At 44.4% G+C, this 26167-nt stretch carries 20 protein-coding genes; 6 read left to right on the forward strand and 14 right to left on the reverse strand.

The features are described 5' to 3' along the window. Window positions 1–38 precede the first annotated feature (38 nt). The 3 genes from AAHJ11_RS16320 to AAHJ11_RS16330 all read right to left on the reverse strand — a co-directional run bounded on the left by AAHJ11_RS16320 (window position 39) and on the right by AAHJ11_RS16330 (window position 3509). Window positions 39–1274 carry an efflux RND transporter periplasmic adaptor subunit gene (locus tag AAHJ11_RS16320; RefSeq protein WP_217721681.1) on the reverse strand — a complete coding sequence of 412 codons (1236 nt, stop codon included), beginning with the start codon at window positions 1272–1274 and terminating at the stop codon, window positions 39–41. A gap of 88 nt (window positions 1275–1362) precedes the next feature. Further along, window positions 1363–1773 (reverse strand): DUF6769 family protein, encoded by a 411-nt coding sequence (locus AAHJ11_RS16325; RefSeq protein WP_148365111.1) that lies wholly within the window; start codon window positions 1771–1773, stop codon window positions 1363–1365. 98 nt (window positions 1774–1871) lie between these two features. Further along, window positions 1872–3509 (reverse strand): ABC-F family ATP-binding cassette domain-containing protein, encoded by a 1638-nt coding sequence (locus AAHJ11_RS16330; protein WP_148365110.1) that lies wholly within the window; start codon window positions 3507–3509, stop codon window positions 1872–1874. Between the two features lie 117 nt (window positions 3510–3626). Here AAHJ11_RS16330 and AAHJ11_RS16335 point away from each other — a divergent pair, with 117 nt between their 5' ends. Then, window positions 3627–4025 carry a response regulator gene (locus AAHJ11_RS16335; RefSeq protein WP_004297972.1) on the forward strand — a complete coding sequence of 133 codons (399 nt, stop codon included), beginning with the start codon at window positions 3627–3629 and terminating at the stop codon, window positions 4023–4025. Window positions 4026–4267: 242 nt separating this feature from the next. Here AAHJ11_RS16335 and AAHJ11_RS16340 read toward each other — a convergent pair whose 3' ends face one another. Both AAHJ11_RS16340 and AAHJ11_RS16345 read right to left on the reverse strand, forming a co-directional pair. Continuing rightward, the gene (locus AAHJ11_RS16340) at window positions 4268–5881 is read right to left on the reverse strand and encodes a SusD/RagB family nutrient-binding outer membrane lipoprotein (RefSeq protein ID WP_148365109.1); all 1614 of its coding nucleotides are present in this window, start codon (window positions 5879–5881) and stop codon (window positions 4268–4270) included. An 11-nt stretch (window positions 5882–5892) separates the two neighbouring features. Continuing rightward, window positions 5893–8874, reverse strand: coding sequence for a SusC/RagA family TonB-linked outer membrane protein (locus AAHJ11_RS16345; protein ID WP_297284567.1), 2982 nt, complete (start codon window positions 8872–8874; stop codon window positions 5893–5895). 333 nt (window positions 8875–9207) lie between these two features. Here AAHJ11_RS16345 and AAHJ11_RS16350 point away from each other — a divergent pair, with 333 nt between their 5' ends. Next, complete coding sequence (locus tag AAHJ11_RS16350; protein ID WP_004297975.1) at window positions 9208–9429, forward strand: carboxypeptidase-like regulatory domain-containing protein; 222 nt, start codon at window positions 9208–9210, stop codon at window positions 9427–9429. A 464-nt stretch (window positions 9430–9893) separates the two neighbouring features. Here AAHJ11_RS16350 and rpiA read toward each other — a convergent pair whose 3' ends face one another. The 3 genes from rpiA to AAHJ11_RS16365 form a co-directional block, all read right to left on the reverse strand. Continuing rightward, complete coding sequence (gene rpiA, locus AAHJ11_RS16355; protein ID WP_099147106.1) at window positions 9894–10595, reverse strand: ribose 5-phosphate isomerase A; 702 nt, start codon at window positions 10593–10595, stop codon at window positions 9894–9896. A 379-nt stretch (window positions 10596–10974) separates the two neighbouring features. Beyond that, window positions 10975–11625 carry a PAQR family membrane homeostasis protein TrhA gene (trhA, locus tag AAHJ11_RS16360; protein WP_259023343.1) on the reverse strand — a complete coding sequence of 217 codons (651 nt, stop codon included), beginning with the start codon at window positions 11623–11625 and terminating at the stop codon, window positions 10975–10977. A 114-nt stretch (window positions 11626–11739) separates the two neighbouring features. After that, window positions 11740–12639, reverse strand: coding sequence for a diaminopimelate dehydrogenase (locus tag AAHJ11_RS16365; protein ID WP_074558786.1), 900 nt, complete (start codon window positions 12637–12639; stop codon window positions 11740–11742). 238 nt (window positions 12640–12877) lie between these two features. Here AAHJ11_RS16365 and ruvA point away from each other — a divergent pair, with 238 nt between their 5' ends. Genes ruvA through AAHJ11_RS16380 form a run of 3 tightly spaced genes read left to right on the forward strand, consistent with a single transcriptional unit; the run spans window position 12878 to window position 14649 of the window. Next, window positions 12878–13480 (forward strand): Holliday junction branch migration protein RuvA, encoded by a 603-nt coding sequence (gene ruvA, locus AAHJ11_RS16370; RefSeq protein WP_217721678.1) that lies wholly within the window; start codon window positions 12878–12880, stop codon window positions 13478–13480. A 1-nt stretch (window position 13481) separates the two neighbouring features. Continuing rightward, on the forward strand, window positions 13482–14471 hold the full coding sequence (locus AAHJ11_RS16375) for a DUF3843 family protein (protein ID WP_148365103.1): 990 nt from the start codon (window positions 13482–13484) through the stop codon (window positions 14469–14471). A 40-nt stretch (window positions 14472–14511) separates the two neighbouring features. Then, window positions 14512–14649: a hypothetical protein gene (locus AAHJ11_RS16380; RefSeq protein ID WP_162864708.1), complete on the forward strand. Its 138-nt coding sequence runs from the start codon at window positions 14512–14514 to the stop codon at window positions 14647–14649. Between the two features lie 387 nt (window positions 14650–15036). Here AAHJ11_RS16380 and AAHJ11_RS16385 read toward each other — a convergent pair whose 3' ends face one another. Next, window positions 15037–15873, reverse strand: a complete 837-nt coding sequence (locus AAHJ11_RS16385) for a hypothetical protein (protein WP_413579841.1) — start codon at window positions 15871–15873, stop codon at window positions 15037–15039. Window positions 15874–15968: 95 nt separating this feature from the next. Between AAHJ11_RS16385 and AAHJ11_RS16390 the strand changes: the two genes are divergently transcribed. Next, window positions 15969–17402, forward strand: coding sequence for a CCA tRNA nucleotidyltransferase (locus AAHJ11_RS16390; RefSeq protein ID WP_413579842.1), 1434 nt, complete (start codon window positions 15969–15971; stop codon window positions 17400–17402). Window positions 17403–17658: 256 nt separating this feature from the next. Here the strand turns inward: AAHJ11_RS16390 and AAHJ11_RS16395 are convergent, their stop codons facing one another. The 5 genes from AAHJ11_RS16395 to AAHJ11_RS16415 form a co-directional block, all read right to left on the reverse strand. Continuing rightward, window positions 17659–19185, reverse strand: coding sequence for an arylsulfatase (locus AAHJ11_RS16395; RefSeq protein WP_413579843.1), 1527 nt, complete (start codon window positions 19183–19185; stop codon window positions 17659–17661). A gap of 13 nt (window positions 19186–19198) precedes the next feature. Then, window positions 19199–20755 carry a sulfatase family protein gene (locus AAHJ11_RS16400; RefSeq protein ID WP_413579845.1) on the reverse strand — a complete coding sequence of 519 codons (1557 nt, stop codon included), beginning with the start codon at window positions 20753–20755 and terminating at the stop codon, window positions 19199–19201. An 82-nt stretch (window positions 20756–20837) separates the two neighbouring features. Continuing rightward, the gene (locus AAHJ11_RS16405; RefSeq protein ID WP_074707801.1) at window positions 20838–22001 is read right to left on the reverse strand and encodes a M24 family metallopeptidase; all 1164 of its coding nucleotides are present in this window, start codon (window positions 21999–22001) and stop codon (window positions 20838–20840) included. 345 nt (window positions 22002–22346) lie between these two features. Beyond that, window positions 22347–23684, reverse strand: coding sequence for an NADP-specific glutamate dehydrogenase (gene gdhA / locus AAHJ11_RS16410; protein ID WP_074707804.1), 1338 nt, complete (start codon window positions 23682–23684; stop codon window positions 22347–22349). Between the two features lie 244 nt (window positions 23685–23928). Continuing rightward, complete coding sequence (locus AAHJ11_RS16415; RefSeq protein WP_074707806.1) at window positions 23929–26040, reverse strand: prolyl oligopeptidase family serine peptidase; 2112 nt, start codon at window positions 26038–26040, stop codon at window positions 23929–23931. Window positions 26041–26167 lie beyond the last annotated feature (127 nt).

Below are 26167 nucleotides of genomic sequence, written 5' to 3' on the forward strand. Positions count from 1 at the left end.
TGCGCCGCACAAAAAGACGGCTGCGACGCCTGGTCTCTTTAGTGTTCGTGGCTGTGTGCCGGGATTGCATTGCTTGCGCTTGCCAGTCGAACCTGATAAGCACCCTCGGTCACTACACGGTCGCCGGCCTTTACACCAGTCAGAATTTGAACACTTTTGCCGTTGTCGGCTCCTATCGTTACTTCCTGTTTTTTATAACCCTCTTCGTCCAGTTGCAGATAGATGAAGAAGATGCCTTGTTCCTCTGTCAGCGCGGTGCGCGGAAGAGAAATCACGTTTTCCATTGCTGAAGAAAGCAGGAATACCTCCACGAATGAGCCGGGAATCATTTCCCCTTTGTTGTCGAACTCAAAAGTGACAGGCACATAAAAAGAATTGTCTCCGGCAGCTTTTCCGAAAGAGAGAAGTTTACCGTTCAATGCTTTCAACTCGTACACCTGATTATTATAAGGAGTCTGGAAATTGGCGGAACTGATGGTGCGGAGATATGGGTAATACTTTTCCGACACTTCGGCACGGAGGAAAAGACGACGGTTCTGCGTCACGCTTACCAGCGGTTGTCCGATTGTCACATAGTCGCCTTCTTTCACGAGAATACTTTTCACATATCCGGCAATGGGAGCCGTAATACTTTGGCCGATAGCCGAATGATTCTTGGAAAGAGCTTCGTAACTAAGACGGGCGTTTTCGTAACTTTGCTCCGCTTGTGCAAAATCCTTGTCGGATACGATCTTGTTTTTAACAAGCTCCTTCATACGTTCGTATTCCTTCTTGGATACCTCGTAGGCAATGCGGGCACGTTGCACCGGATCACCGTCAGCGATATTCTTTGAAGAAATGGTGACTAGAGGAGTGCCGCTGCCGACGCTCATTCCTTCCGTTACTTTTCCACGGAAAGATACCACGCCGGCTACTGTGGCTACGGCAACCGATTCATCCCCTTGAGCAGCCAGCACCTGTCCGCTGGTTTTAATTACTTGCTGGAAAGGTGCAGGTTCAATAACGCTCACCTTTACACCGGCTGCTTCGGCTTTCGCTTTCGGAAGAATGATTTCATCACTGTGGGCTTCGGCAGCTTCGTTGTGTTCATCGGCTGCTTCATGATTGTGTTCTCCGCTACATTCGCCTTCATGGGAATGATCGGGTCCCTCTGCCTCGTGATTATGTCCTTCCGCAGCATGATCGTGTTCATTGTGTGTGTGTGTGACGGTACTATTATTACAGGATCCCAGAACGAATAAGCCCAGGATTCCCACGAAAATAAGTTTTTTCATAATGATATTTTCCTACTAAATTTTACTGTTTTCTTTTTACGCTACAAAGATAAGGTAGCGCAGATGCAACTGATTTGCATTCACGCTTTTACGCAAAAACAGAGTAGGGAGGGGCACGAAGAGAAGTGGTACGATGGGTATCCGTACCATGCAGAGAGTCTCGGTAGACGTAATAGTTCTTAACCCGTTTCTCTTGCGGTCGTAATAGATGTTCGATGATTACATCCGTGAATAAGGTAGCGATGAATACGTAATCCGGTCCGCTATCCGTATGGATGGATGGAGTGGGGGAGTAGAAACGAGTCAAACATTCGCTGCTGCAACATGAGTCGTTTCCCGGGTGATGATGATGCGTGGGACATTGCTGTTCTACAGGCAAGTCCTGCTTCATGCAAATCATCCCGTTGGGATGATGATGATGGGGAATAACCGCTGCCACCAACATAATAATGTTGATAAAAAACAGCAGAGTTACTATTATTCGTTTCTTCCCTTTCATCCTTTCTTTTAGAGGTTATCCGCTTTTCAGAGTTTCAAAGTGCAAATATACAAATACTTTTATTTCGCCTGTAGCCGATCCCCTCTTTTTATTATTTATTATTTCTTTTCCAGTTCTTGCAGTGAATCCATTTTCTTCTTTTCGAGGAACTCATAGATACCGCAAAGATGTTCCGTCACCTTTTGATTACCGAACTCATACACCTTGGTAACCAGCCCGTCGAGGAAGTCACGGTCGTGTGAAACGACGATCAGCGTACCGTCAAAATCCAGCAATGCCTGTTTCAGAATATCTTTCGTCTTCATGTCCAGATGATTCGTCGGTTCATCCAAAATAAGGAGGTTGACAGGCTCCAGCAACAATTTAATCATGGCCAGACGGGTACGCTCTCCGCCCGAAAGCACTTTGACCTTTTTCATCGATTCCTCGGGACCGCCAAACATAAACGCCCCCAGCAAATCACGAATCTTGTTCCGGATATCCCCTTTGGCTACATCGTCAATCGTTTGGAAAACCGTCAGGTTTTCATCCATCAGCGAAGCTTGATTTTGAGCGAAATATCCGATTTGCACATTATGTCCCAGAGTCAATGTACCGTCATGCTCAATTTCCTTCATAATACACTTCACGAGCGTAGACTTACCCTCACCGTTCTTACCGACGAAAGCCACCTTATCACCGCGCTCAATCGTCAGGTTAGCATTGCGGAATACCACTTTGTTTCCGTATGTCTTTCCAACTCCCTCCATAATGACCGGGTAACTGCCCGAACGGGGTGAAGGCGGGAATTTCAGTCGCAATGCAGAAGTATCCTCTTCATCCACCTCCAGCAATTCCAGCTTCTCCAGCATTTTGACGCGGCTCTGCACCTGCAACGTCTTTGAATAAGTCCCCTTGAACCGTTCGATAAACTCCTTCGTTTCAGCAATAAACTTCTGCTGCTCGTCATAAGCCTTCTGTTGCTGTTCGCGGCGATCCTTGCGCAATTGCAAATATTGCGAGTAATTCACCTTGTAGTCATAGATACGTCCCATCGTCACTTCGATGGTGCGTGTTGTAATATTATCCACGAATTTGCGGTCGTGACTAATTACGATGACCGCTTTCCCATTATTAATAAGGAAATCCTCCAGCCATTGAATAGATTCGATATCCAGATGATTCGTCGGTTCATCGAGCAAGAGCACGTCCGGTTTCTGCAACAGCAATTTGGCGAGTTCGATACGCATTCGCCATCCACCGCTGAAATCACTCGTCTGACGCTGAAAATCCCCTCGGGTGAACCCTAATCCGAGCAATGCCTTTTCCACATCCTCTTCATAATTAGTCGCGTCGATCGAATAAAACTTCTCGCTCAAGCTGGACACTTCCTCAATCAGCGCCATGTAACTGTCGCTCTCGTAGTCCGTCCGTGTCTCAAGCTCCTTGTTCAGCTTTTCGATCTGCGCTTCCATCTCATGAAGATGTGAAAAAGCCTGTGCCGTTTCGTCAAACACTGTTCTTCCGTCTTCCGTCATCAGATGTTGAGGCAGGTATGCCACTACACAATCTTTGGGTGTGGAAACTTTTCCACGTGTCGGTTGCCGTGCGCCTGCCAGAATTTTCAGCAGCGTACTTTTTCCCGCCCCGTTTTTACCCATCAGAGCGATGCGGTCTTTTTCATTAATTACGAAAGAAATATCACTAAATAAAGCAGTGCCGCCAAACTCTACGGCCAGTCCGTCAACAGAAATCATACTATTCTTTTAAATTGAGGCACAAAGATAGCGAAATATATGAATCTTTTTTATACCTTGCGGGCTGAAAAGGAAAATTGCTTAAAAAAACAGATAAAAAAACAATATATAAGCGATATGGAAAGCGAACAAATGAATGAATTCAGACCTTTAATTTTGGTAGCTGAAGACGATGACAGCAACTTTAAATTAATCAAAGCTATCATAGGCAAAAAGTGTGATATCGAGTGGGCTAAAAATGGACAGGAAATGGTGGAGTTGTTTCAGCAGCACCAGCAAAGAGCCAAAGCAATGCTGATGGATATTAAGATGCCGGTGATGAACGGATTGGAGGCAACGAAGATAATTCGTGAATCTAACACAGAAATTCCTATTATTATGCAGACTGCTTATGCTTTTAGCTCGGATAAGGAAAATGCAATGAATGCAGGAGCAACTGAAGTATTGGTGAAACCTATCACCTTGGGTATTCTCCGCACTACGTTGAGTAAATATTTACCCGATTTGCAGTGGTAAGATTTATTCTTACGGGATTTTTTAAATTTATCAAAAAGAGCTTAAGCGCTAAAAACGTAAAAGCATAGAAAAGAAGTATGATTGGGTAGAAAAATGGTATTACTCTAACTTCATCTCATGCATTTGGATAAAATAAAATAGGCGAACCTCACGGTTGGCCTATTTTTGTTCGTCTCTGTTAATTTGTTAGAGTACAGAAACGACTCTATGTAAAGTCTCTCCTTTGAGAGATTTTAAGTTCATTATTTGTTTCCGCCAGCCCACCATACGGCCTCGCTATATACGTACTGACCGTCACCGAAAGCAGCTTTCACTTCAGGATTTGCCAATACATCGTCTGCTCCATAACCGAAGCGCAATGGGAATTTACTGCTGTTCTGTGGGTTTTTCAGTACAATGAAGTTTTCTCCTGCACCTTTCAGACGGCGGTAGTCATTATAGGCTTCCAGTGATTCGCCGGATGCGCCGAAGAAAGCAAGATACTTTTGTATCATTGTCTCTTGCAGAGGATTGGCATCGAACAAAGGTTCCACTTCATCCGTGAAATATGTTTCTGCCACATCTGCACCCAAATCGCTGTCACCATCATATATCCAAGTATCAGCAGCATCTATAATTGAATTTCCCAGATTCTCGAATCCGGCAGTGATAGCAGCTTTCAAAGCACTCTTAGCTTCACCCAGTCTGCCTCCTAAGCGGCATAATGCTTCTGCTTCAAGGAATTTCACTTCGTGATAGCTGATTAAAAGAGTAGGAGCCGACATAGCCCATGATATCATCGACATACCATAATTATTCTGCAACTCTTGCGGAGTTCCGTTAGGAGCCGCTTTGATGCCTGCGATGTCCGTAGCTTGCGTAGCTCCGTATCCATAAGTGATATATCCGGTAGGATCAGGCTCCAGAAACGCTTGCGGTGCTCTGGGGTCATTGCGCTCAACGAACTTTTCAATCAGACTTTCACTGGCTGCCAAACTGTTACGGCTGTAGCTGAATGCCCAAAGCGGATTTACTTGTGCATCAGCATCGTAAACTGCCAACTTACATTCTTCACTTGCGTTGGCGAATGATTTGCTTACATAAGTAAGAATATTCTGAAGATCTGTTGTCTTATTGGCACTTTTGTTGAGCAGACGCATTGTATAACGTGCTTTTAACGCATAGGCCGTTTTGAGCCACATACTTGCCTGTGTACTGGTGCTTGAACCATAGATCAAGTCTTTAGAACCGACAGCACCGGATAAACCCGTATCTTTGGCAGTACCGTTATTCAGTAGGGTGATAGCATCATCCAGGTTCTGCATCACTTCCTGATAGATACTTTCCTGTGTATCTATTTTAGGTTGCATATACATCGGTGTGCCGTCCGGATTGAGGATACCAGTCTGGCTGTACGGTGTGTTTCCGAACACATCGGCTGCCACTGCTCCGTTGTAGGCGAGCAGGATTTTAGCAATCGCTTCTGTCACTACGTTTCCTTTTTCCGAAGGATCTTCTTCGCACTTCTTGATAACGATTTTAGCGTTCTTGATATTTGCGTACACATTGATCCATGCGTTGTTGTAGGTTGTAGCCGTTGAAGGCTCTCCGCTGCGTACTTCCGCGCGGTAAAGCTGGTTGGATATACCCGTTTCATGTTCTATGTAAACAGAAGAGTAGAGCGAGAAATCCCCTCCTACAGTGCTGAATGCAGTACTTACGCCTAAGTCTGTAATCAAAAACTTAGCGGGCGCATCCAACGGATTGTTAGGGTTTTCATTGATTTTATCCATTGCGTCTTCCGTACAAGCAGAAGCAATGGCAGCAGTCAAGAAAGAAACTGCCAGCAATTTTCCTATTGATTTATATTTTTTCATTGTCTTGCAGATTAAAATTTAATGTTGAAACCAAAGCCGAAACTAGCTGTTTGCGGCATTGAATAATCTTCAAATGCTCCTGCCATGTTGTTGTTACCCTGACTGGCTTCCGGATCGAGGTCAGGCAATTGTGCCCAGATCAGAATGTTTCTGGCAAATGCGTTCACAGAAAGTTCAATAGAACGTTTTTGAAGAATTTTGTAGTTGACAGCCACTTCACGCAGTTTGATGAAAGAGTTGTCATATACAGAAGATTCGTCGATGTCGTTCAGACGGCTGTAATATACCTGTTGTGCGTTTGCACCTGTGATGGCGATATCGTTTTTAGTTCCGTCAGTTTTGTATCCGTCGAAGATGATGGTACCTTCACGGTTTTCCGTTCTCTTGCTGACACCGTAGTAATCTGCCAGTCCGGTTGTTCTACTATACATCTGACCACCCTGTTTCCAATCAAGCACTGCGCTGATAGTACACTTCCATAAGCGTAATGTGGTGTTGAAGCCCATCAGGAAGTCCGGAGAAACCTTACCGATAACCTGTGCTTCACCAGCGATAGGTAAACCGTTTTCGTCTACCAGACGATTACCGTTTGCATCTCTCTTGAAACCTACACCATAGATGACAGGGAATTTCTCACCTGCTGAAGCGCGTACCTGCGGAGTAACGTAACCACCCAGAGAGATATTCTCTACACCCGGTGCCAGTTCATCTACGTAGTTGTCGATCTTTGTCCAGTTGAATGCAAAATCCCAGTTGATATTCTTCGTCCGGATTGGGGTGAAGCCAAGAGTGAATTCGTGCGTGTTGGTATGAATCTTACCACCGTTGGTAAGCAGTTTGCTGGCACCGGTAGAAGAAGCCAAAGGCACTTCAAAAATCTGGTCTTTAACGTTCTGGCGTGAGTATGTATAACTGAATGTGATTAAGTTATCGAGGAAGTTCACGTCAGCACCCACTTCATACGAACGTGTGTTCTGTGGTTTCAGTTTCGGGTCGAAAATCGTTGAGTACGGAGTATAGGCGGTAGTGCCTTTCATCGGGTACATGATCGGAGTCAACATATAGAATCCACCTCCATAAACCGGAGTCGAGTAATAGTTTTCGAGGAAATCCCCTGCTTGTCCTACTTCCGCGTAAGATACTCTTAATTTGGCGTGATTAACCACATTGTTTTTCAATGCATCCAGTTCCGTCAGGATAAAACCGGCCGAAATAGAAGGATAGAAGAACGAGCGGTTGTTGCGTGGCATATTAGATACGTAGTCCTGACGTCCGGTGAGGGTCAGATAAAGCATATTTCTGTAAGAAGCCGATATGTTACCGAAGAATCCTACTGTACGGTTTTTCCATGTCTCTTCCTCCGTCTGTTGAGTAGTGGCGTTGTTGATGTGGTTCCATCCCGGGAAGTTGTAGTTCGTACCATATTCATAATACTTCTTTCTGTTGCTTTGGATAATTTCGTTACCCACTACCGCATTCAGTCCCCAGTCTTCATTGATGTGCCAGTCGTAGTTGATGGTCAGTAATGAGTTGTATGTAGCGTTCGTCCAGCCGTAGTTCTCGATCTGTCCGCGACCGCCACCGGTGTTACTACCGTATCCGTAGCTATCTACGTAATGAGTGGTGTAAGCATCTACACCAACCATGTATTTAGCGTTCAACTTGTGGTTCGTTGTGCCGAAATCAGTCTGATAGCTTGCATATACATTTCCGAAGAAACGGTTGGTATCTTCCGTAAATTTGTTGTTCTCCATCGCCCAGTAAGCGTTGTCAAAACTGCCACGGAAAGAATTTTGTGCGTACAGGTTGCCGTCTACATGGCTTGGAATCCCGGCCAGATCATAACTGGGAGGGGCTGCGTAAACCGTTCTCAACAGACCATTACCGGAAGTCACCGCTTTATCGATGGAAGTGGTGATGTAGTTAGCTGTAAATCCGGAGCTCCAGTTATTAGTCAGTTTGGTGTCTGCACTTACCTTTACATTATATCTATCCATGCCAGTGCTTGAGATAATACCATCTTGATGTGTATTTCCCAATGAGATAGAGTAGGAGCTTTTATCGAGCATCTGTGCTACATTCAGTGAGTTACTCCAGGTAATTCCTGTGTCGAAGAAATCCTTGGCATTGTCGTATGCCTGTGGAGTGACCCATGGATCAAGACCAGCTGCTGCACGTTGGGGAACATAATATTTTCCTTGATGTACACCATACTCTTTGGCATAGTCACTATTTGCATTACTACCACCATACGTTGCGTCGTTGGGAAGTTCGGAAATCTTAGGTCCCCAAGATGTTCCCGAAGTGGCACTGAATACTCCCCCCGAACCTTGTGCATATGTTTTCTGGAACTCCGGCAGACGACCGACTACATCGAAGCTGACATTGGAAGAGAAGCTAACCTGCGGTTTGCCTTTTTCCAGTCCTTTACCGCTTTTGGTCGTGATGATAATCACACCATTGGAAGCGCGGATACCATAAAGCGCAGAAGCAGCCTGACCTTTCAAAATGTTGATACTTTCAATATCATTAGGGTCGATATCCACTGCACGGTTGGCGAAGTCCGCTCCGCTCACACTACCATTGTTCTGAATGTCTGTGCTAACGTCAGGAGTACTGGTCACCGGCATTCCGTCAATAACGTAAAGCGGAGTATTGTCACCCGAGAAAGAACGTGCACCACGGATGGTGATCTGTGAAGAAGCTCCCGGCATACCACTTGAAGGTTTAACGTCCAGACCTGACACTTTACCTTGCAATGCTCCCGCCAGATTAGAGTTGGCAGCTTGCGTCAGTTGATCTGATTTTACGTCCTGAACGGCGTAACCCAGTGCTTTTTTCTCGCGCGAGATACCCATGGCTGTCACTACAACCTCATCCAGTGCTTTCGCGTCGCTTTTTAATACAACATTTATCACTCCCGGTTTGATGGAAACGTCCTGTGAAATCATTCCTACATAAGAAACGCGCAAAGTTTTAGCAGAACTTGGTATGTAGAAGTTTCTGCCTTTATCATTGTTAATAGTTCTTTAACCTTTTTGAAGGTGTAAAATGATAAAAAGATACCGTTTAGGAGGTAATAATGTTCACTTTTCCTTGAAAAGCCTGATTTTGATGCTTTCTTTCTGATAGAAATCATCTTTTAAAAGATGCTAAATTGGAAACTTTTTGTTTTAACCTATCAGTTTTTAGAAAGTTCTTGCTTTCAAAACGATATTTTTTAGTTAAATACGTAACACTTTTTTCGATTTGTCATAATTCGTGTTATCTTTGCAACCTGTTAGAGACAAAAAATCTGTTTATAGGTTAAATTTAAGAGAGAATTTATGAAAAGAAAATTGATGTTCTTAATGACCTTCCTTTTTATAGGTATAGGTCTGGTGACAGCGCAAACATCCAGAGTTACCGGTTTGGTTACCTCTGAAGAAGATGGGCAACCTGTCGTAGGTGCTTCAATATTGGTGAATGGCACTACCCTTGGTACTATCACTGATATTGACGGTAAGTTTACAATCACGAATGTACCAAGTTCTGCTAAGACTTATTGATCTTTTTTTCTCCCTTTCCTCGTGCTTTTTTTCTCCTATCTTATTGTTTTTCAATGTTTTTGTTTCGGATTTTAAAAAATAACCTATTCTTCCGTTTCTTTTATTGAAACTTCCTTTATCAATTCTCATTTATTTAGTAATCTTTGCTTCTCATTGATTTTTGAGATGGGATTAATATTCTACCCAAATTTTGAATGAATTTCCCGGTGTTTTTCTTCATCTAAGCATTTTTAATGTTCGTGTTTTGAAGGCATGAGTTAAACGTTATAATCTGATAGTGATTGAAATTATAAGTGATAGTAAAGGAGAATATGAAGCACTGCAAGTATAAGTTGTCTGACACCCGGGTGTCAGACAACCTAGTTCTACTAACTAAAATAAGTGTAAAGCCATACTATTTAATTTGCATTAGAACAAATCAAATTTACGTTTCTACAAAAACGGGATTTTCAATTGCTGTTATTTTATTCCGCCACAATTACTTCGATGTCATAACCTATGAAAAGTCCACTCTCTATAACACCGGTGATTGCCTTCAGTTGTTCTTCGAGCGAAGAGTCGATGTAGTTGAAACGGGTGTCGAGGATAAAGTTGCCGTTTTCTGTAAAGATAGGCCCGTCTTTGCCATGAGCAGGACGGAGGACAATCTCCGAGGCACCCAGTCGTTGCAACTCGTGCTCTACATAAGTCAGCGAGTCCGGAAAGACCTCTACCGGAATGGGGAATTTGCTTCCCAACTGATTGACACGCTTGCTGGGATCGATGATGATGAACGTTTTGCGGCTGCTTCTAATCAGCAGTTTCTCTTTGAACATCGCTCCGCCACGTCCCTTAATCAAGTTCTGTTGCGGATCTACTTCGTCCGCTCCGTCGAATGTCCAGTCGGGGCGTTTGTTCCAGAGGGTAGTTTGGGGGATGCCTAGCTGTATGCAGGTCATCGAGATTTCTTGTGAGGCGGGAATCACTTCGATATGCAAGTGCTCTTCACGAATTCGTCGTGAGAGTTCGAACAGAGTCAGGTAGACTGTAGAGCCGGAGCCGGCTCCTATCACATCCCCGTCTTTTGCCGTGGCGGCAATTTCGCGGGCTACGTGTTCTTTTGCCTCCCGGTTGATGATGGAGTCCGACCATTGCAGGTGTTTTATCAGGTGATTTTCCCAATCCATAAGTTTACGTTCTAAATCGTTTTCGTTTTAAGTTCCTCTTTCCTATATAACGAATTTGTGAATCTGTTTGTTTGTTCGTTCATTGGTTCATTTGTTCGTTCGTCTGTTGGTTCATTCGTCTGTTCGTTTCAATTTCAGGTGATTCGATTGTTTAAATAGTTAATAAACGGTTCGTTAATTTTTAACTTTGTTGCGTTAAACGTTAACGAATCTCTGCTTTTTATTAAACCGTGTTATAAGTTCGGCTGCTTTGGCCTGAAAATTTGGAGATGACCGAAAAGTCCGTATCTTTGTACTGTGTTTTTCATAGTATTAGATTTAAGGTTAACAAAGATTGGCTGTCTGGGATAGATAGCCTTTTTTTTGTTCCTACCATTCCTTACAGAATCAGCCAGATGGCAATGATATGTCCGATGCTGCCTCCCAGGCAAAACAAATGGAAAGTGGCATGCATATACGGTTTGCGCAATGAATAAAAGACAGCTCCCACGATGTATGAGACTCCACCGCCGATCAGCCACCAGAAAGCGGTAGTGGCTCCCATTTCTCCCAGATGATCCAGCAAAGGCTTCATGGCCACTAATATGCACGCACCCATACCCACATAACAGGCCGTTTCGAGGTTGCTGTGTTCTTTTAGCTTTTTGAAGCTAAGAATGAAACCGGCAATAGCCGACAGCCAGACGAAAGCGAAAATTCCCCATCCCCATCCCCCGGCATGCCGCAGGACAAGTAGCGTGAAAGGAGTGTAGGTGCCCGCGATGTGCAGGTAGATAGCTCCATGATCGAATTTGCGGAGCAACTCTTTCAGTTTCCCCGGACGGCTGCCGTGATACCACGTAGAACTGATATAAGAGGAAAGCATCCCCGCCAGATAGACGGATACACAAGCAACTGCCCACTGCGGTTCCATATTCTCGGAAGCCTTTTCCAATAGGAAATATCCGGCCACGATTCCAAGTAGGATACCTGCTCCGTGACTAAGAGTATTTGCCCATTCTTCTATATGATTGTATCGTTGGTTCTTCAATGTTCCTTTTATTGAATGGTTAAGTCGCAAAAAATATTGAGTCGCAAAGATAAAAAAATAGAGAAAGGTGTATCACCTTTCTCTATTTTAATTTTGTTTTATGTATAAAATATATTATACCAAATGTCCGATCCATTCTTCGCGGTCGCCGGGGAGAAGGTCGATAACGGGAACTTCTACCATCGTGTAGCATCCCGGTTGTTGCTTCATGGAAGCGCGTGCCACGCATACCAGCACTTGTGCGGTCAGTGCGGGGTTGTTGATACGCATATTAAATTCGAACAACTGGTTCTGTGTTTTGCCTGATACACCTTTGCGAGTCAGATTTACACCATGACCCATGTCCAGCAGGGCGTCTACACTCGGAACGAGTTTTACGTGTGTTTCATCGTTCACGAAGTAAGGATCTGCTTTGATGGCAGCGGCTACTTCTTCGAATTTATATCCGTCTTTCAGTTCGATGTATACCATGCGGCGGTGGATTCCCGTGCCGGTCGGAATGGTCATGGAAAGGGCAGCTTTCACTCCGTCAACCGCTTTTACGGCTACTGTGTGTCCCATACTCATACCGGGACCGAAGTTGGTGTAGGTGATGCCTTTCGGAGCAATTGCTTCCAGCATGGTGCGTACGATGGAATCGCTTCCCGGATCCCATCCGGCAGAGATGATCGATACGGCTTTATGTTCTTTGGCGGTAGCATTCAGGGTACGGCGCAGGTCTACGATACCGGTGTGGATATCGAAACTGTCTACCGTGTTAATTCCCATCGCCAGATATTCTTTTGCATATTTCTCTACGCTGCGGGTCGGCGTGCAAAGAATAGCTACGTCTACTTCTCCCAGCTCTTTTATGTCCTTCACTACTGCGTAGTTTGCCAACTCTTCCGGTTTGTTCTCTGCTCCTGCACGACGAACGACTCCGGCTATTTCGAAATCAGGTGCCGCCTGAAGCGCTTCAAGTACATAATGTCCAATGTTGCCATAACCAACGATGGCAGCTCTTACTTTTTTCATTCTTTTCTTGGTTTTAATGAACAAATTTCTTTCTTTTGCTTGCAAAAGTAAACAAATTACTACTAACTTTGGTTCATCTGCTTTAATATTTTATTTTTTTTCACTAGCAGGTGATATCGGTCCGCATGAAAGCAAATCAGGGTGTGATGTGCTACATTGAAAAAACTCTGTGGCCTCTGTGTCCTCTGTGGTGAAATTGTTTTATCTTTGTCCCTGTTATGATAGAATATAATTAGATATGATAGAATATATTAGGGGCGAACTTGCCGAACTAAGTCCGGCAACCGCGGTGATTGACTGTAACGGGGTGGGATATGCCGCCAATATATCTTTGAATACCTATTCGGCTATTCAAGGAAAGAAAAGCTGTAAGCTATATATTTACGAGGCGATTCGTGAAGATGCGTATGTGCTCTACGGATTTGCCGAGAAACAGGAGCGGGAGATTTTCCTATTATTGATTTCCGTCTCCGGAATCGGGGGGAACACGGCACGTATGATTCTTTCGGCTCTCTCGCCTGCCGAACTGGTGAACGTTATCAGCACCGAAAATGCGAACATGCTGAAAACGGTGAAAGGCATCGGGCTGAAGACTGCGCAACGCGTGATTGTCGACCTGAAAGATAAGATAAAAACAATGGGAGGGGGTGCTGCCGGAGGGGCTTCCGCAGGTCTGTTGTTGCAACCTGCCAATGCGGAAGTGCAGGAAGAGGCGGTGTCTGCATTGACGATGTTGGGGTTTGCTGCTGCACCTTCACAGAAGGTGGTATTGGCTATCTTGAAGGAGGAGCCGGATGCTCCGGTAGAAAAGGTTATCAAACTGGCTTTGAAACGTTTGTAGTATGAAGCAACAGAAGATATATATGAAAGCATGGCTGGACGCTCATGGTCGTGCAAAGGTGGTAGGCACGGATGAATGGTATCTGGATTTCGCTAATCATTTATTGCCGTTGGTGGCAGAATCGTATTTATTTAAATGGGAAACAGCGGAAAGTCAGCAACAAGTAGCTTTGATGGTGGCTTTGTACCTGGAAGATTGTGTAGCGGATGGCGGAAACTGGCGTCAGTTTATTCATTGGCACCGGAAAAGCTACGGACGTTATTTGCCTTTCTACGCACTGACGGAGGAATATTTGCCGGACGAAATTAACCGTGAAGATGTTGTTTTCCTTTTGTGGGCCATCAATTCTCCGGTTGGCGATGATTTTGATGGAGTAGAGAACCCGATGGATGCGGATTTGCTGGAGTTTGCGGATACACTTTACAACCGTTTGGATGCTGCGTTCGAATTGGCTCCTATCAGCGATCACCTGGCAACGGACTGGCTGATGGAAACGGAGCTGATGCAAAAGAAGCGGATGCCTCTGCCGGTAGTTTTGCCGGGAGAAAAGATGCCTACAAACGTAGAACGTTTCCTTGAAGCGAGCAAAGGTGAACCACTTTTATACTTTGATTCTTACGAAGCGCTGAAATTTTTCTTTGTGCAGTCGTTGAAGTGGGAAGATGAAGAGGATTCTTTGTTGCCTGACTTAAAGGAGTTCGGTAACTTCGTGGTTTTTGCCAATCCGAAAGGGTTGTTGATCGGTCCTGATGTAGCCGAATATTTTGCAGACAAACGTAATCCGCTCTACAATGCCGAACTGGCTGAAGAGGAAGCATACGAATTGTTTTGTGAAGAAGGCTTGTGTCCGTTTGATCTGCTGAAATATGGAATGGAACATGATTTGTTGCCGGAAGCACAGTTCCCGTTTGAGAACGGAAAGGAGTTGTTGCGGGAAAACTGGGATTTTGTGGCTCGCTGGTTTTTGGGTGAGTATTACGAAGGAGAATAGGAGTTATAAGAAATAAGTACTGTTTATATAGTTGCTGTCTATGCCAATCAAAAAAAGTAACAATCCTTTTGCCGGAAAGACAAAGTCTGCAGTCGGTAAAAAGAAGACGACCGGAAAACGGGTCGGAAAATCGAAACAGGAAAAGGCTAATAATCAGTTGAATAGAAGGGTGAAATAAAGATGTGTAGACCACGCCGTTTTTGGTTGTCAGGCTACGCCGTTTGATGATGGCAGACTACGCCTTTTCTCCCTACCAGGAAACGCCTTTTCTCTCACGCAGAGGATTAAGAGTCTCATTATACATTTGACGGGAATAGTTGTCGTTTATGAAAAATAACAACTATTCCCGTCTATTTTATTATTAACCAATGTTTTTTTCTGCTGGATAGCTTCTCTTTTGACGGTTATGAGTGATATTATAAGTAAGAAAGTAGGCACGGATTACGCGGATTACACGGTTTTAAAAAGATTGCGCAGCCAAGACCGTGTAATCCGCGTAATCCGTGCCTAAATATATTTCTTTCTAACCGGATAGCTTTCTTTTTGCTGAATGGCTTTCCTTTTACTAATCGGTAATTTCTTCCTGTGCTTTCCGTTCTTTCTTCTTATTGATGAATCCGATTTTCAGGTTGGCTTCCTCTTGTTCTTTTTTAATCTGCTCCATGGCAGAGAGGATTTGTGCTAATTCGTAAACACCTGCTGCGGCCTGGCGGTCGGTGGGACTCATTGTCGTTTTATAGGTGCGGTCGCCTATATATTCCACACGGATATTTTTGTCTTTATTGAGATTCAGGAATTCGATTACATTTCCGTCTTCCCCTAGTTTGTAGTCAGCTTTTTCTATTTTCTCGTTCATATCCGTTGACTCGTAGCTGTCTTTGGAGCTTGGAGTTTCTGCAAAACTGCCATCAGGGGCAATCACTTTCACTTTTGTATGGTGGATATTGCCGGCACCACAGTAGATGGAAGTCATACTCATTATACCTTGCTCGTTCACTTGGAAGCGGAGGTATGAACGGTGCATATTCTTTTCAATGGTCTGTGTAGGCCAGAGGTAGTTGCCGACTTGTTGATATTCGGCATCTTTTTCTAGTTTGAATTTGTCCTTGATGGCATTGAATTCTTCCGTCTTTGCCTGAAAGGTGCTATCCAGGTAAGCAAGCGTTTTTTGCTGTGCCTTTGTTTCAACATCGAGCATCAGTGCCTGTCCCGCCTTACGTGCTTCGAACGCTTTGGGATAGAGAATCTTGATACTGTCAATTTGTAACTTAGCTTCTTCATAGTCGCCACGTTCGTAGGCAGCCTTGGCAACCATCAGTTTTTCATTGGCTTTTTTCTCAAGGCCATTTCCGCAGGCAGCTAATGCCAGCGTACCACAAAAGAGGATAGTCAGTTTTTTCATCACAAATTCTATTTACTGGTTTTATTAGCGGCAAAAGTACAAATATATCCCTTATTTTTGTAATTTTGTCCCCTCAAAACTTATAACTAAAAAGAATGATAGAGTTGACTCAAGAGGAATTGAAGCAGCATTTTAGCGAACCCATCTTCGGACAGATAGCCGAAACGGCTGATACACTTGGTATGGATTGTTATGTGGTAGGTGGTTACGTTCGTGATATTTTTCTGCAGCGTCCCTCTAAAGATATAGATGTAGTAGTTGTAGGAAGTGGAATTGCAATGGCGGAAGCCCTTGGAAAACAGTTGGGACGTGGTGCTCATGTTTCTGTTTTCAAGAATTTCGGAACAGCACAAGTAAAATATAGAGGCACGGAAGTAGAGTTTGTTGGTGCGCGTAAAGAGTCTTATCAACGGGATTCGCGTAAACCTATCGTTGAAGACGGCACGCTGGAAGACGATCAGAATCGTCGCGATTTCACGATCAATGCTTTGGCCGTATGTCTCAATAAAGCACGTTTTGGCGAATTGGTAGATCCGTTCGGAGGTTTGGAGGATATGAAGGAAAAGACAATCCGCACTCCCCTCGACCCGGATATCACTTTCAGCGATGATCCCTTGCGCATGATGCGTTGCATCCGTTTTGCTACGCAATTGGGTTTTTACATTGATGATGATACTTTCGAATCGCTTTGCCGGAATAAGGAACGGATTGAAATTATATCCCGTGAACGTATTGCGGACGAACTGAATAAGATTATTCTTTCTCCAATCCCCTCAAAAGGATTTATTGATTTGGAGCGTAGCGGTTTGCTGCCGTTGATTTTTCCGGAATTTGCTGCCTTGCAGGGGGTGGAAACACGGAACGGGCGTTCCCATAAGGATAATTTTTATCATACGTTGGAAGTGCTGGATAATATCAGCAAGAAGACTGATAACCTTTGGCTTCGTTGGGCTGCTTTGTTGCACGACATTGCCAAACCTGTCACGAAACGTTGGGAACCTAAAGCGGGATGGACGTTCCATAATCATAACTTTATCGGTGAAAAGATGATTCCGCATATCTTCCGCAAGATGAAGTTGCCGATGAATGAGAAGATGAAGTATGTACAAAAGCTGGTCAGCCTGCACATGCGCCCGATCGTTATCGCGGATGACGTGGTGACAGACTCGGCTGTACGCCGTCTGCTCTTCGAAGCGGGTGATGACATTGACGACTTGATGATGCTTTGCGAAGCGGACATTACTTCCAAGAATATGGAACGTAAACAGCGTTTCCTGAATAACTTCCAGTTGGTTCGACAGAAACTGAAGGATTTGGAAGAGAAAGACCGTGTCCGTAATTTCCAGCCACCTGTGAGCGGTGAAGAAATTATGGAGATTTTCGGCTTGGAACCTTGTCGTGAGGTCGGAGTCTTGAAGAGTGCTATTAAAGATGCAATCTTGGATGGAGTGATTCCGAACGAATATGAGGCGGCTCATGCTTTCATGCTGGAACGGGCGAAGAAGATGGGAATGACGCCTATCCGCTGATAGAAGGATGGAACAGATATATTATAGCATTCAGATACAGATTTATACGAGTCAGTAGTTGAATTGGAGTAAAAACAGTATATAAATGAACTATTTCACCACAGAGGACACGGAGGACACAGAGGTTATAATAATCTCTGAATTAGAACTCTGAAAACTCTGTGTCCTCCGTGTCCTCTGTGGTGAAAACGGTACGGAAATGAATGATAACTTGCTTTCCAACTGCTGATTACTCATTATTTCTTTATCCGTACGTTTACCGTTTGGGCAACGTCACCGAAAAATGAGGATTCGGAGTATGTTGTTCAAAGATGATAGTCTTCATCTTTTCCATGATATCCGGATGTTGGAGTGCTATGTCATGATCCTCATGAATATCTGTTTTTAGATTATAGAGGAACGGTGTTCCTTTTTTCACTACCATTTTCCAATCATCCATGCGTACGGCAATCTGGTCTGTTTCATCAAACTCCCAATACAGAAAGTCATGTTTCTTTTGCTTATTTTTACCCAGCAGTGTGGGAGCGAAAGAAATCCCATCGAAATAATCGACTTCTTTTTCCTTATTGCGATATTTCTTTTCGTAGTCTTTGATACCAATGACTTCGCAGAACGTCGGCATTAAATCATAAAATGCACAGATGTGATCATTTACTTCGCCTGCAGGTATGTGTCCCGGCCAACGGACGATAAATGGAATACGTATTCCTCCTTCGTGACATTGACGTTTCAGTCCGCGTAGTTTTCCGTCTCTGCCGAAGAAAGTAGGATCGGCTCCGCCTTCCTCGTGAGGGCCGTTGTCACTGGAGAAAATAACCAATGTGTTTTCGTCCAGTCCTTTTTCTTTCAGTTTTTTCAAAACTTCGCCCACGTAATAGTCTAGGCGGGTAATCATTCCGGCAAATTGGGCGTGTGTATGCGTGATGGCGTTGTATCGTGAGCCTTCGCTTCCCTTAAATTCTTTATCCGGGTTGAATTTAGCTTTGTATTCATTCAGGATAGAATCTTCCGGCTGAACGAGTTCCGCATGAGGCAAGGTGTAAGTCAATACGCCGAAAAACGGCTGTTTACCGTCTTGCTGATCCAGCCACTCCAATGCTTTCTGGTGGATCATGTCGGCCGAATATTGCGGACGTTTCAGGTAGTCGGGACCATACATCGGATATTGGATGTTTTCATCCATCACTACACGTACCACTCCGGTGTCACCCAATGCTTTACTATAACGGTTCAGGAAATTAGGGTAATAAAGATGAGCCTGAAACTGACAGATATAACCGTAGTATTCGTCTATCCCCCGTTTGTCGGGAGTGGAACAGGAGCCTTCGTAACCTCCGGCCCATTTGCCGAACATACCTGTGGTGTAGCCGTTATCTTTCATGATCTCCGGCAGGATTACGTGGTCGGGATCATAAGGGTGTTGCCCCACTATTGAGTATTCTTTATTCTGTCCATATTCCACGATCGGTGCATTTTTCCAGTACTCCTTGTTACCTCGTACTTCACAATGGCCTGAATGTTGTCCTGTCATGAATGAAGCTCTGGAAGGGGCGCTGACGGGACTTCCTGCGTATGCTTGCGTAAAACGCATTCCTTCACCGGCCATGGCGTCTATATGAGGGGTGCGGATAAATGGTTGACCGTAGCATCCCAAGTCTCCATATCCCATATCGTCACAAAGGATGAAGAGGATATTGGGCTGGGTATTTTTTTTCTGTCCGTTGGCAGATAGGGTAGATAGAAGCAGGATGCTGCCTATCAATGGGATTGATTGATGATTCATGATGTTGTTGTCATTAAAATGAAACATTTCCTTCACGTACGCTTTGAAGGATACCCTGCAGTTCTGCCACTTTCTCCGGCATATTCTTTGCATAGTTGGTTACCTCTTTCACTTCTTTCATCTTATAAAGCTGGGGTTCTTTAGAGTTTCCGGTTTCTATCTTCGGTCCCCATTGAATCATTTTCGGTCCGTCATTCGGTTCGATGTATTTCCAGTCTTTGGTGCGGACGGACAGTGTGTGATTGGAAGCTTGCTCTATCACCCACGGGCGGTCTGTCTTTTCTTTACCCAGCCAACTTCCCAGATAGTTGTAACTATCCGGTGCGGCATTCTTAGGCATCGTAGCTCCGGTCAGGGAAGCGAGAGAGGCGAGCCAGTCCACTTGTGAAACCAATAAGTCTGAAGTCATTCCTTTTTCTACTCCTACAGGCCAGCTGACGATGGCAGGAATACGGGTTCCTCCTTCGAAGGCACTATATTTGTTGCCCCGTAGCGGTCCCGCAGGACTATGACCGTTGAGCAGTTCCTCTGCTTTGTCATCGTATCCGTCGTCTACTACCGGGCCGTTGTCACTTGAAAGAATAATGAGTGTATTTTCTCTTAATCCCAGTTTTTCGAGTGCATTCAGGATTTCACCGACACAATAATCGAACTGTACGATAGCGTCGCCTCTTAATCCCATCGGATTTTTTCCTCTGAAACGGTCGTGAGGAAAGCGGGGCACATGTACGTCATTGGTGGCAAAGTAGAGAAAGAAAGGTTTGTTTTGGTTGTCCTCGATGAATCGAATGGCGTGTGTGGTAAGTGAATCTGCAATGTTTTCGTCTTTCCAGAGTGCTTTTCCACCGCCTTTCATAAAACCGATGCGTGAAATTCCATTAACGATCGACATATCGTGACCGTGACTTGGCTTGAGGTTATAAAGTAATTCAGGATTACTTTTTCCGGTTGGTTCACCCTCGAAGTTCTTTTGATAGCTGACTTCGATGGGAGCACTCGGATCATAGTTGGCTACTTTTCCGTTTTCGATGTACACACAAGGTACGCGGTCGGCTGTAGCTGCCATAATGTAATGATAGTCGAAACCTAAATCGCCCAGTGCACAAGGTAACGGAGCATTCCAGTCTTGAGTGGCGGTTTGATCTCCGAGTCCCAGATGCCATTTGCCTACTGCGGCAGTGGCGTAACCGACACTTTTGAACATATCTGCCATGGTGTATTGTTCGGGACGGATAATCATTCCGGCATTTCCTGCCGCTACATCCGTTCCTTCTTTGCGCCATGCGTATTCTCCGGTCAACATGGAGTAGCGGGAAGGGGTGCTGGTGGCGGCTGTTGCATGAGCATTGGTGAAAAGGATTCCCGATTTTGCCAGTCGGTTGACGTTGGGTGTCTGTACGTTTTTAGCTCCGTAACATTCCAGATCGCCGTAGCCGAGATCGTCGGCATAGATAAATACAACGTTGGGTGTTTTTGACTTTGTCGGTGTGGTGTTTTCCGGTGCTTTGTTGGCGGCTGTTGCAGCGCAGGCAACAGAGGAAACAAGGGTTAGAATGAAAGGTTGTTTCATTGTTTTTGGGGGTTAAGTGTGTTATTATTAGTAGAAAAAGATGTGCCTGTTCTTTGCCGGACACATCTTTTTCATTGTCTGTTTAACTTAATTCAATGATTTCTTCATTGCAGTTTGTCAGTTTTTCGATTCCTTCGTTGGTCACTACCCAGGAGTTCTCAATACCTACGGGACCTACACCCGGAATAACGATTTTCGGTTCGAGGGCAAAGACCATACCCGGTTCTAATGGTTGCTTTATGCGGGGAGCCAGTACCGGAGCTTCATTAATCTCAAGTCCGATGCCGTGACCGATAAACTTGGCTTGTTGTCCTGTTCCCATAAATTTGTCGGCAAATCCGGCTGCTTTGACTACTTCGATTGCTGTGTCGTAAAGCACTTCACAGGCAATGCCCGGTCTGGCAATGGAAGCAATCTTTTCCTGGATATCCAGACAAACTTGATGGGCGGTGTAAGCTTCTTCGGGCAGTTTGCCGATGGAGAATACACGGCTCATATCGTTCATGTAGCCGTTGAAGTTGCCACCTAAGTCCACCATAACGCTTTGTCCCTCTTTTAACGGAGTTTTATTTGCTCCTCCCGGCAAGGCAGGATCAAGTCCCTGACCGCCTAAGGCAAAATCGTAAGGAGAGGGGTAACCGGCATTGTCTCCGGTCAGTACACTACCCATGAATATTTCCATACTGCGTCCGAATACCCGGAAAATTCCAAGACAACCTTGCAGGCGCATCAGACGTTCTATTTCGATGGAAAATTCAATGTCCGTCATACCGGGACGGTATACACTTGGAATCTGCTCATAAGCCTTTGCATGAGCAATGCTGGAGCGGCGGAACATTTCAATTTCTACAGGTGTTTTCACACTGCGCGCCTGGCGAATCAACGGGGTACCATTTACCACTTCCGCTTCCGGGAAGAGACTGGCCAGACGACAATATTCCGTATAAGGAAGTTCGTCACCTTCTAACATCAGTTTGGTTGGCATCGGCAATCCTTGTTCTTTCAGCAGATCAACGATTTGTTCCGGTTTGCGGATAGAGAATGAGTGCTCTCCTGTGATGTTATTAGGACGTTTAAAAAATAATAGTGCAGGCGAATGAAGGGGGAGGTAAAGATAGCCACTGACTACACAGCCATACGTGTAAATTAAATTTGCATTACAAGTGATAAGTGCGGCGTCGATGCCCTGTGACACCATCAGGCTGCGAATTTTGTCACGGCGAAATTTCAATTCGGGTTGTAGCATTTTTTATTTATTACTTGATTATTAATTACAAAACCAATAATAGTAAATTATTAGTTGTGAGTTATTTATCGCATATAACAAATTCACAAACTATTATTTAACCTATTATGCCACAAAGATAATTAATTCCAGCGAAAATAACGTTAATCTCAAAAAAATAGCGCTACCCGCGTCCTGTCACAGGAGGCGAGCAGCGCAAACCACAAATACAAATACAACTAAACAAAGTCCTTGAATAAATTGAGAATTAAAAATTGAGAATTGAAAAATAAATGTCTTGTTGACTAATATAGTCCACTACCAAACTCTTTTATTTTTTAATTTTTAATTCTCAATTTTCAATTATTAAATAACGCCTTGTCCCATCATTGCGTGAGCTACTTTCATAAACCCGGCAATGTTGGCACCCTTCACATAATTAATATATCCGTCGGGTTCCGTGCCGTATTTCACGCATTGTGCATGGATGCCGTGCATGATTGCATGGAGCTTTTCGTCCACCTCGGCAGCACTCCAGCTAAGGTGCATTGCGTTTTGAGACATTTCCAGACCGGAAGTGGCTACACCACCTGCGTTGACCGCTTTACCCGGAGCGTACATCGTCTTATGTTCAATGAAAAGATCGATAGCTTCAGGGGTACATCCCATGTTGGAAATTTCTCCGACGCAAAGTACGTCATTTTTTATGAGATTTTGAGCATCTTCTCCATTTAATTCGTTCTGGGTGGCGCAAGGAAGTGCGATGTCTGCTTTCACTTCCCACGGGCGTTTTCCTTCTACGAAGGTTGCGTTCGGATACTGTTCGGCATAAGGAGCCACAATATCGTTACCCGAAGAACGAAGTTCGAGCATATAGTCTATTTTTTCACCGCTGATACCATCCGGATCGTAGATATATCCGTCCGGACCGGAAATCGTGATTACTTTTGCACCTAGTTCGGTAGCTTTAGTAGCTGCTCCCCAGGCAACGTTGCCGAAACCGGAAATTGCCACTGTCTTACCTTTTATATCAATCCCTTTTGCCTGAAGCATCTGATTGACAAAATACAGTCCTCCGAAACCGGTAGCTTCCGGACGAATCAATGAACCGCCGAATTCCAATCCTTTGCCGGTGAATGTACCGGTAAATTCACGAGTTAGTTTTTTGTACATGCCGAACATATAGCCCACTTCACGTCCTCCTACGCCGATGTCACCGGCAGGCACATCCATGTCCGGCCCGAGATGGCGCCACAACTCCAGCATAAATGCCTGGCAGAAACGCATGATTTCGGCATTACTCTTACCGCGTGGAGAGAAATCGGAACCGCCTTTACCGCCACCCATAGGCAGGGTAGTCAGTGCATTCTTGAATGTTTGTTCGAAACCGAGGAACTTCAGAATGGAAAGATTAACGGATGCATGGAAACGGATACCACCTTTATAAGGACCTATCGCATTGTTGAATTGTACACGATAGCCGAGATTGGTCTGTACCTCGCCTCTATCGTCCACCCATGTCACACGGAAAGTGAAGATACGGTCAGGTTCTACCAATCTTTCTATGATTTTAGCTTTTTCAAATTCAGGATGTTGATTGTATATATCTTCGATAGAAAGAAGAACTTCCTTCACTGCCTGAAGATATTCAGATTCACCGGGATGCTTAGCCTCCAAAGAGGACATGATTTTCTGGATGTTCATGATACTATATTTTAAAAGGTTAATTCTGATAAAATGTCAACTAACTCACTGCAAATATAGGAAAAATTTTCAGATATGATTGATTTTATGCCATTATTTTGATTAAATAATGATAAAATGATAGTAGGAACAAGTGCTAGGTATAAAGTATAAGGTATTAAGTATTAGGCTGTGCTGCAAACCGCATAGACTTATACTTAATACCTTATACCTAATATTTAATGTAAGTATTCAGCGCTAATACCTAATACTTAATATTCATCCCTAGGTTGTACATGATGAAACCGTAGATGTCTGCTTGTTCTTCAAGTACTTTTGCCATCGGTTTACCTGCACCGTGACCTGCTTTGCTGTCAATGCGGATCAGTGTCGGGTTTGTACCGTCGTTGTCTGCTTGCAGCGTAGCGGCAAATTTGAATGAATGGGCGGGAACCACGCGGTCGTCATGGTCGGCAGTGGTCACCAGTGTTGCCGGATATTTCGTGCCCGGTTTCAGGTTGTGCAATGGAGAATAGCCTTTGAGGTATTCAAACATTTCTTTGCTGTCTTCGCTTGTTCCGTAATCGCTTGCCCAGTTCCAGCCGATAGTAAATTTATGATAGCGTAGCATATCCATCACGCCTACCTGCGGAATTGCTACACGGAACAGGTCCGGACGCTGTGTCATGCAGGCACCTACCAGCAGACCACCGTTGGAGCCACCTACAATGGCGATTTTATCTTTGTTCGTATATTTTTCGTTGATAAGATATTCGGCAGCAGAGATGAAGTCGTCGAATACATTCTGCTTCTGCATCTTAGTTCCGGCTACGTGCCAGTCTTCACCGTATTCGCTGCCACCACGCAGGTTGACTTGTGCGTAGATACCGCCATTTTCGAGGAATGGGATGCGCATTGCACTGAAACCAGGGTTGAGGCTGATGCCGAAACCACCGTATCCGTAAAGGAATACAGGATTTTTTCCGTCTTTCTTCAGATCTTTCTTATAGGTAAGGAACATCGGGACTTTTACACCGTCTTTGCTGGCAAAGAATACTTGTTCCGTCACAAAATCATCCGAGTTGAACTGTACTTTCGGTGCACGGTATAGTTCATAGGTGTTCTGGTCCATGTCATATTTATAAGTGGCACCCGGAATGGTGAATGAAGTGAATCCGAAGAAACATTCTTTATCGTCTTTGTTGCCGCTGAAGCCTACCGAACCGAGTGACGGCAGTTGGATTTCCTGAATCTGCTTGCCGTCGAGCCCGTAAACGTATGCATGGTTCGAAGCATCTTTGTCGTAAGTAAGGAACAGTTTGCCACCGATCACTTCTGCGTTTGAAAGAACGGCTTCCGATTCGGGAACGAGTTCTTTCCAGTCCTCCAGTTTAGGACGGTTAATGTCGGCTACCATGATCCGGTTTTTCGGTGCGCCATAGTTAGTATAAATATAAATCTGGTCGCCTATCACTTCAATCGGGTAGTATTGGTAATCGAGGTCGGTAGTCAGTTGGATGAAAGGAGAATTCGGCTTTTTCAGGTCTCGTATAAATAAGTTGTTCCCTCTTCCGGCACCGGATTCTGTGAGGAAGAGAATACGTTCGTCTTCGCTGGTGCTGGCTGTATAGAAACGTTTCGGATAAGCCGGATTCTGATAAATCAGTTTATCTTTCGATTGCGGTTCACCTATTTTGTGATAATAGATTTTGTGCTTTTCGTTTACGTTGGAGAATTCTTTTCCTTTGGCAGGAGCATCGTAGGCGCTGTAATAGAATCCGTCTCCCTGCCAGGCGGCACCGGTAAATTTGGCCCATTCGATGTGGTCTTCCAATAACTTGCCACTTTCAGTGTCCATGACAAATATTTCAGACCAATCCGATCCGCTGCGTGAGATACTGTAAGCGGTATATTTGCCGTCGTTTGAGAAATAAAGACCGGTCAGTGCCACTGTGCCATCGTCCGAGAGCTTGTTCGGGTCGAGGAAAACGCGAGGTTCGCCGTCCAGTGAATCCTGTACGTAGAATACACTCTGGTTCTGCAGGCCGTCATTTTTACTGAAGTAATATTTACCATGTTTCTTGATTGGCGCACTGATCTTCTCGTAATCGGCCAGTGTGGTCAATCGTTTCAACAAGTTTTCCCGGAACGGAATCTGGCTTAGATACTCATTCGTTACTTTGTTTTGTGCTTCTACCCAGGCAGTAGTAGCTGCACTGGTGTCATTTTCCAACCATCTGTAAGGGTCGGGAACTTGTGTACCGAAGTACACGTCTACGGTGTCTACCTTCGCTGTCTCGGGGTAGACTAGCTTTTTCTGTTGGGGAGCGCATGACATCACCATGATTCCACTCATTAATAAAGTTACTTTTTTCATGTGAATAAAAAGTCTTTTTGAATAAACTTAAAGTTACAAATCTACAAAATAATAAGAGATAAACAAGTAAACTTTATAAAGAAGATGATGGAAAATGAGATTTAAAAAATTAACTTTGCAAAAGTAA

Source organism: Bacteroides sp. 90-K9/2 (genome assembly GCF_047310725.1).
Classification (GTDB): Bacteria; Bacteroidota; Bacteroidia; order Bacteroidales; family Bacteroidaceae; genus Bacteroides; species Bacteroides vicugnae.